An 8,175-nucleotide genomic window follows, 5' to 3' on the forward strand; every position below is an offset into this window, starting at 1 on the left:
GATAGCCTCAAAGAGAAAAAGTAAGTCTAATTATTTATTTTATTCGCGGAAATTTCACGCGAACAAAACCTTCCTTGTTTTACCCTCTATTTCTCCTTAACCGAGCAGTATTGTGAGCTATGTCTACCCCAAAATCGGACATACTAGAGTGAGTTAGTATCATCAACTAAAAGTACAGCACTGTTTATTGTGGATGCCAATTCAATTTTGCAGCAAGCTTTAAGTGACTTCTGCTCACAAGTGCTTCTTGATACAAGTTTTGTGGCGAAGGCGTTTAAGCAGATACATCAGATGAAACGCGAGTTTGGCTTGGGGTATGCCTTAATTAATGTTGGAGAGTTTCACCCAGACATTGGCGAGTTCACTTACCCAAATAAAGATGGACTTGAGACTTTGTGGCTGGATGAATCAACAACTCATCAATACCTAAATAAAGAAATTGCCACTAACGTTTTGAATGTTGTTGATTTGGAATCCTGCCCCCCTCACCACGAAGTTTTCATTTTCATGGGCAGTATTGATAATGGTGATGCAATAAAAGAAGGTCGATACAGTGTAGCTGTCATGAGTTTCAATGTTGCTGACCCCTACCGCATCAAACCCTCATCAATTACATCTAAACAAATTGAGAAACGGCTGCGACGGATGGCTACTAGCGGAGTACGTCTGTTAATTCTCGATACCTCTAATCCTGATTTTATGGGTAAGAACCTTGCAAAATGGCTGCGTGAAATCAAGAGGCTAGGAAAAAACGCAAATCAACACTTTAGCATCATGATAGATGCCACTGATGAGTTTCCAGCAGAACTGCCGCCGGATTTGCAATCGGACTGCTGGACGATCAGGGTTGGCAATTAGTTCGTGGCTGCATTGCACGTTCGACTAATAACCTGGAATTAATAATTTTAGCTGTTTGAAAATTGAGAAATCACTCTGCTGCACCTTAATTAAATCACCACAATGCATCGAATTTTAATATTTGGCAATTCCGGTTCTGGAAAAAGTACTCTTGCAAATAGACTTGGTAAAGACTTCAGGATTCCAATTCTTGATCTCGATACTATCGTTTGGGAACCAAACCAAATTGCCATCCGGCGGACTCAAAAGGATTCAGCAAAGGATCTACAAGACTTTATAGAAAATAATATTTCTTGGATAATTGAAGGCTGCTACAGTACGCTAATCGAAGCTGCTATCCAATTCTCAACTGAAATTTATTTCCTAAATCCCGGCATTAGTAAGTGTCTTGAAAATAACCGCAATCGACCTTGGGAGCCGCACAAATTCAAATCAGCCGAGGAGCAGGCACAAACATTCGAGTTTCTACAGAATTGGATTCAACAATATGAAGAACGCTCAGATGAATTCGGTTATTCATCCCATCGTTCAATATTTAATCAATATAATGGCAGAAAACATGAAATTATCGCATAACCCAATCATCTCAAATTACGGGGACATCACAATGAATCGACAAGAGTTTGAGGCTCTTATTACACGTATTAGCCCTAACGTGTAGCGCAACTATATATTATTGATGTGACGAATGGCGCTCATTGAGGCGAACGCCTGATATAGATTTTAACCAAGGCCCATCAAGTAATAATGATGAAATTAACGTGAGTTTTGGAGCGCTTTTAAGAAAATGGAGTAATTCTTGGGAATTGATTGACTTGCCCAAAATCTCTGTTTATAAGGGTTATGTCGAGGAGCGACCGCGAAACTGACTTGCTCGTTCGAGGATTAAAATTCCTGGCGCGTAGAGTTTTCCCTATCATTTTAACTAATGGAGGTCTGGGGGCAATATAGATGAATTAAATTCATTACCGATTTAATTAATAAATTACCCCTTATGCTGCTAATTCCCTCATTACCAAGCTGGTCAAGCTCTTGGCAATCGCCTCTGGTGTCAGAACAAAATCTACTTTCCCGGTGTCAATAGCAGATGAAGGCATATCGAAGTACTCCGAAGTAGTTTCATCTTGAGCAATCGTTGTGCCGCCATATTTTTTCATTGCCATCACTCCTAAAGCACCATCTCTGCCAAACCCACTTAGGACAACAGCAATCGCCCGCATTCCGTAATTAAGTCCTACCGACATGAATAGTTTATCCACTGAGGGGCGAACAAAGTTCATCTTTGGCGACTCTAACAGAGACAGCTTACCGTTAGCACCGACTACTACATGCCGATCTGGAACATAAGTATAAACAGTCCCTGGACGCATTATCTCCCCTGATTTTGCCTGCTCTACCCGCAACGCTGTATGGCGGCTGAGGATATGTGCCAGACGACTAGGGTAGAAAGGATTCATGTGCTGAACTACAATAATCGCCGCCGAGAAATCTGCGGGTATTGCCGACAAAATTTGGATGATTGGCTTTTGCCCGCCCGCAGAAGCTCCGATCGCCACTATGTTATAGGCAATATTGGGGAAGTGTGACAGAATTCGGTGTTGTTGTAACGCCATTTTTTCTTTGCGAATGTTTAGCGCTCAGTAGCGATCGTCTAATTAGTGCTATAGCAGTCTGACAAGTTCCTCTGCTATGTTAGCTAACTAACATATAATTATTGTATGTTATTTAGACAACAAATATAAGCTGTTGACAATAGATAAACCTTTTGCTATAGGTTATTGATTGCTGTCGGTTATTTAATAGAGATAAGACTGGCTTAAACAGCTTCGTGCTATCTCTGTTTCAAAAATCCTGCACTTGTGAAAAACCAACTTCTAGCTGCTCTACCCTCTAAGGAATACTCTCGTCTTGTTGCTTATATGGAGGTTGTCCCGCTAGAGTTCAAACAAGACCTTTACCTACGTAACCAACCAATTGAGTATGTCTATTTCCTCAACTATGGCATAGCCTCTATGCTCACCGTTCTGACGGACGGTTCGGCAATCGAAGTGGCTACGGTGGGCAATGAAGGAATGGTGGGTCTTCCAGTATTCCTGGGAGCCGATAGGATTCCGGGCGAGTGTTTTATACAAGTCCCTGGCTATGGATTGAGGATGAGAGTAGATGCATTTAAAACTCATGTCACCGCGAGTAGTCGGTTGCACGATCTGCTCCAACGATACACGCAAGGGCTGTTTAATCAAATCGCCCAATCAGCTGCGTGTAACCGCCTGCACTCAATGGAAGAGCGATTGTGCCGTTGGCTCCTGATGACTGCCGATCGAGTAGAGACAGGCACTTTTCCAATCACTCAAGAATTTCTCAGCAAAATGCTAGGTGTGAATCGCTCCAGTGTTAGCCTTAGTGCCTCTGTTCTTCAGAGGGCGGGGCTAATCAAGTATGTTCGCGGGCAAATGACTATCCTTGACCGCTTAGGTCTAGAAGCTACCACCTGCGAGTGTTACCAAGTCGTCAAAGCGGAGTTTGAGCGTTTGCTTAACAGCAATTAAGGTTATTGGCTCCATCTTTGGATCTGCACACTCAGTTCCGACTGAGCAAGAAAGGTGCGTGGTCGTAGCTCATAATTTTTCTTAGCGTACAAAAAACCTTTTCTGGCACGGTGATGCCTATTCAACTCAATGAGGGGATGATTTACGCCATCCATTCCACCCAATCGGGGGCATCTGCCACCAGTTGAGCAAACTTTTGAGGGTCAATATCCTCAAACTTGAAGATCACGCCCCACCGCTCATCAATCGTTAGTGTACTGAGTAATTCTTTAACTGACTCCACCCCATATTCAACCCGCTCAATCGCCAACTGAGCATAATATTTAACCTGTTCCCACCAATAAATACTGTCTGCTTCATCTGTGTCCATACCCCCCCGATTATTATCTCCATCTTCATTAATGGGGGGTGTGGACGGCGGGTTAATCCCATACTGAGCCTGCATTCTAGCTGCATAAGCCGCATCTCGCTCAAGTGACTCTTGGCGTTTGCGTTCCTTCTCCTGCCGTTGACGAAGCCGATACTCTAATACCTTCTGGGCAAACTCTACAGCCTCAGTATTGAGCCGATAGTACCTAACGCGCTTACCATCTTCAAGCGGTCGCCGTGATTCGGTGGACAGTCCGAGTTGAGAAAGATACTGCCCCAAAATCCACATAGGAGATTCATCGAGGGGAATGGTCAGATTGAGAATCCCCTTAACGTGAGAGGCATTGCGTTTGGAGAACTCTGCTAAAACTTGAATCATCGCTTCGTCCCCTTTAATCTCAACCCCAGACATGAGATCCATCAACACCGCCCTCAATCCCAGCCGATGACGCATAAGCCAGGAGGTAGAATGGTTACTCCAGTCTGTGCAGATAGCTAATCGCTCCCGTTCCGATTTATCACGTTCGGCAACAATAGCTGGCGGTGGAATAAACTCGCGCCCCTGATCATCAGCGACCATTTCCCCCGGTGCGGCCAATATCGCTTCAAGTGCGACAATCTTTTTAATTAAGCGTCCCCCGTCATCTTGCTCAACCAGTTCCGGGGTTACGCTCATGCCGTAAGTGTCCTGTATACGGAACTTCTCACACTCCAAAACTTCTTCGGGCTTCAGGTAATCTTGATGTTGCCTACTGGTGTAAGTCCTCCTGTCAATATTTTTGGCATTCGCCACCTTGCGATAATGTTCTTCATCGATAGCAATACCAGCCGCCTTCATCCACCGCGAAGTCGCTTCATCACCACCGTCGCCCAAAGGAATAATCGTATTGCCCATTTCCTCTAAGAGCTTACGCAAATCAGCCCGTAAATTATTAATCGACCAATTCCGTTGCCCTTCAATCTGACAACTGGCATCTAATGCCCAATCCTTCTCAGCCCCACGTTTGCCCGTTTCCCGGTTAATGCGAATCAGAAAAGCGGTCATCTCATTTGTCTGAAGAATCTTTTCTTTAATGCGTCGGGCATTGGTTTCGGCGTAACCAAAGGGAGGACGCGGAGCTACCCAAACATACATGGGGACATTTGGACGATACCGCCATAACTGCTGGGCGCATTCTGTAGCCGACTGCGAGACAGCATGAAACACGCCAAACACGGCATCAAAATGATAGCTGGAAATGTCAACCCCTGAACTGAGACTGGGAGTAATTAAAAAAGCGTCAATATCCTTAATGGCAATGTTAATCTCTCTGATGAAAATCACATTCTCTTCAGAGCCGCTATTTTCCGAGTGAATAGCCCACACCCGTAGCTGTCGGTCTTCGGCTGATTCAGGTGTTTCGTCATCAGGCGTATCCATCGATGTCCCGTCATTGAGCGCTCGTTCTAACTTTTTGATGAACCGCTTGCTGTCACTCACCATCATCAGTTTTTTACCCGACATCAGTTGAGCGTGGAACTCTGCAACGATTGCGCTGCTGTTTTTCCCCTCGTACCAATGAACTTGACGACCACCTGAGCGATACAGGTTTTTGATGATGTAGGGTTTTTCACCAGCCGGTCGCAAATTCATGAAAAACTCAATGGTCAAATCATCGAGGTGAGCATCAGCTAAAACAACCAGCTTGGCATTGTAAACTAGATACTCAAGCACTTCCAGAATCGCTCCACGATGTTCCTTGCAGGTTTTGGACTTGAGCAAGTGAGCGAGATACTGACAGGCTTCATCAATAAATAGAATGTCATAAGCCTGTAAATCGTTCGCCATTTTATACAGAGAATCTACGGTAATGCTGAGAGCTTTTACCTGACCCCAGTCTCCGCAAGAAATCGCGGAGTACATTGCTGTTTGCAAGCGATCGCTGAGATTCTTGAGCAAAGTAACCCGATGCCCATTGTTCAAAAAACTGAGTTGGGGGTTCTCTCTTCTGAGAACTGCCAAAATTTCAGTCTTTCCTGTTCCCATGTCGGAAACCAAACCAACTAACCCCGATTGAGGTAGGGAGTGGATCGCAAGTGAGAGATAACGGGTATTAACTGTCACATTGGGCTTGTACTTATGGAGTCCTCTGACACGATTGATGAAAAATCTTTGCTGGTATTCGCTCATTCTCAAGGCATCAGCAATCATTGTGGTGACGGCTTTATCCGCCTTTTTCCCCAAAACTACAACCCAATCGTCAATTCCTTTCTCTGGCCCTGGCAACAGCGCTACTTCACACTGCAAGCATTGTTCTACAATTGCAGAAGCTGTGCGGCGTGTGGCTTGAAAAATCTGCTGTTTGGTTTTGGGTTTGCTTTCGTAGTCAAATAGAACAACGAATTTACGCCCCTTTTGAGCCATTGGGACTAAATCAGGGTGAAGTCGTTCTAAATCCTCCTTGCCCACTCGACCATTCCAGATTCCAGGGAGTGCGATCGCCACAAATCCCAAAGTTAGGAGACAACCACCCTTCTTCTCGCCCTCTGTAAGGATTACAGGGATTTCGGGATGTGCCATTACCCAAGCCCAAAAACCTAACGCTTCACCAACTTCTGTAACGGTAATATGTTCTGGCATCGGCACGTTATAGCGGAGTGATACCAATCGCCATAAATGTAGGGGCATTCTCAAGTAGGTGACTCGGTTGGGAGTTTTGGGTGGTGATTCGTACTTGACTGGCTTTTGAGTTTGCTGCTGTGTTGTCTTGTCCCATTCAAGGCGGGGGTCATCTGGTTTCATCCGTCCCCAGTCCATCGCCAACCAATCATTAAGCGGGTCAAGTCCGCTAACCCACCATGCACCGGACTCCGCGTGGGCATATCGTTTCAAGTAGCCATCACGCAGCCGCCCATCGTTACGTCTGGCAGTTTGAGGTAGGGCGCATAACAGATATTCGTACACTGAGGGGCCACTAAGAGAGCGGACATTCAAAGCTGTTAACTTTGGGTCAACAGCACTGGCTAACCATTCATTCCAATGGTTGACTTCTATGTGAGAGGGGCGAGACATCATCTCGAACCCACCTATAACTTCATGTGGTTGAAGTACGCGGTTGCTATTAATCACGGATTTTTCCCTCAAATACTTTGGTTTTCAGTATCTGGAGGGGGTTATCGCGCTACTAAACCCTAATATCTACATAATTCGCTGTATTGCTTGAATTTGCCCTTTTTTGAGCTAATAAAAACAATTTAATGAATTTTCTTGCCAAAATCTGCAAGCAGAAATTTATAAATTGCCACAGCAACTCATATATAATTATGAGTAAGCAGCGCGGACTAGTCTCTTTTGCCAATTAGTGGTTAGACATCTGACCTTCCTTCCACTTCTTTGGTCGTTTAGAGATAAACCCCGCTTCCAAGTAATTTGAAATATTTAGTTTTTACTGTCGGGCAAAACGTTTACTACCTAGTAGCGCTTTGCCCTTTTAATTTCTGGTGCTGTTGTATATTTACCTCCTTTACAAGCTTGATTTAGGTAATAGCCTGATCTTACAGAACTTCTGGTCGTCTTCTATCTAACAAGACCTGACTTTTACTTGAAATTACTTAATAAAAGTTGATAGTTTTTCAAGTAATTGAAGTTCTGTACGTTGCCTTCATTCATGTCACCTCCTCTCAAACTGAAAATTGGGAGAAGTTACAGGACTCTAACTTATTATATAGCTCTAATACTCCGAAATCTAAGCTGAATTTTTCTTGCCTCTTCTTGTAAGCCAGTCTTTAATCAAATCCTTTACTACATCTTCCATAACCAAATCATCTTCTGTGCAAGCAAGCTTGAAAGATTTGTGAAGTTCTCGTGGCACTCTGGCACGGACATAAACAGGGTCATCTTTATTGGTAGATGGTCTTCCTGGTTTTTTCTTTTCCTCCATAGCTCAAATACTCATTAATTAATTTTCTTAATTATCGCCAAAGTATAAGTAAATATTGCTTTTCGAGTACTTGAGTATTCGAGTTTTCGAGCTATATTAAAGATGCAAGCCAAAAACAGCCACCCAACAAAGGCAATAGAAGCCAGAAAGGTATCGGCTCAAAATTTCGGGGTAGAGATTTATTCAGGTAGCCACGATCAACCAAATGGGTTAGAAGAAGACTTCTCTCGAATAATGTTACCCAAACAGGGAATATCACCGAGTTGCAAAATCCGGTCATATACTCAAAAAAGCTAATACCTAACTTACGAGGGGAGCAACGCGATTTTGTGAGGTCGGATCAAAAACCAGCGATCGCTAAAACTTACATTTGTGTATGAAGTAATTTTATTTACAATTAGCATACGTAATTACACGACAAATCATCTTGATGAGATATCTCAAAAAGATTGCTAGTAAATCATTTTACGATTATTTCC

6 protein-coding genes are annotated in these 8,175 nt (G+C 43.8%); 3 read left to right on the top strand and 3 right to left on the bottom strand.

The window, feature by feature from the left end:
• Positions 1–189: 189 nt before the first annotated feature.
• Together H6G97_RS40005 and H6G97_RS40010 are read left to right on the top strand one after the other, a co-directional pair.
• Positions 190–858 carry a hypothetical protein gene (locus H6G97_RS40005; RefSeq protein ID WP_190946169.1) on the top strand — a complete coding sequence of 223 codons (669 nt, stop codon included), beginning with the start codon at positions 190–192 and terminating at the stop codon, positions 856–858.
• A 102-nt stretch (positions 859–960) separates the two neighbouring features.
• On the top strand, positions 961–1,434 hold the full coding sequence (locus H6G97_RS40010) for a P-loop NTPase family protein (RefSeq protein ID WP_190946170.1): 474 nt from the start codon (positions 961–963) through the stop codon (positions 1,432–1,434).
• A 416-nt stretch (positions 1,435–1,850) separates the two neighbouring features.
• On the opposite strand, the gene H6G97_RS40015 is transcribed toward H6G97_RS40010, so the two are convergent.
• A complete protein-coding gene (locus H6G97_RS40015) occupies positions 1,851–2,471 on the bottom strand; it encodes a chemotaxis protein CheB (RefSeq protein WP_190946171.1) in 621 nt (206 codons plus the stop codon).
• A 246-nt stretch (positions 2,472–2,717) separates the two neighbouring features.
• Here H6G97_RS40015 and H6G97_RS40020 point away from each other — a divergent pair, with 246 nt between their 5' ends.
• Positions 2,718–3,407, top strand: a complete 690-nt coding sequence (locus tag H6G97_RS40020) for a Crp/Fnr family transcriptional regulator (RefSeq protein ID WP_338421945.1) — start codon at positions 2,718–2,720, stop codon at positions 3,405–3,407.
• 142 nt (positions 3,408–3,549) lie between these two features.
• Here H6G97_RS40020 and H6G97_RS40025 read toward each other — a convergent pair whose 3' ends face one another.
• Positions 3,550–6,885 (bottom strand): plasmid replication protein, CyRepA1 family, encoded by a 3,336-nt coding sequence (locus H6G97_RS40025; protein ID WP_338421946.1) that lies wholly within the window; start codon positions 6,883–6,885, stop codon positions 3,550–3,552.
• 616 nt (positions 6,886–7,501) lie between these two features.
• On the bottom strand, positions 7,502–7,696 hold the full coding sequence (locus H6G97_RS40030; RefSeq protein WP_104902315.1) for a plasmid partition protein ParG: 195 nt from the start codon (positions 7,694–7,696) through the stop codon (positions 7,502–7,504).
• Positions 7,697–8,175: the final 479 nt, after the last annotated feature.

The sequence above is a fragment of the Nostoc flagelliforme FACHB-838 genome (assembly GCF_014698065.1).
In the GTDB taxonomy this organism is placed as follows: domain Bacteria; phylum Cyanobacteriota; class Cyanobacteriia; order Cyanobacteriales; family Nostocaceae; genus Nostoc; species Nostoc flagelliforme_B.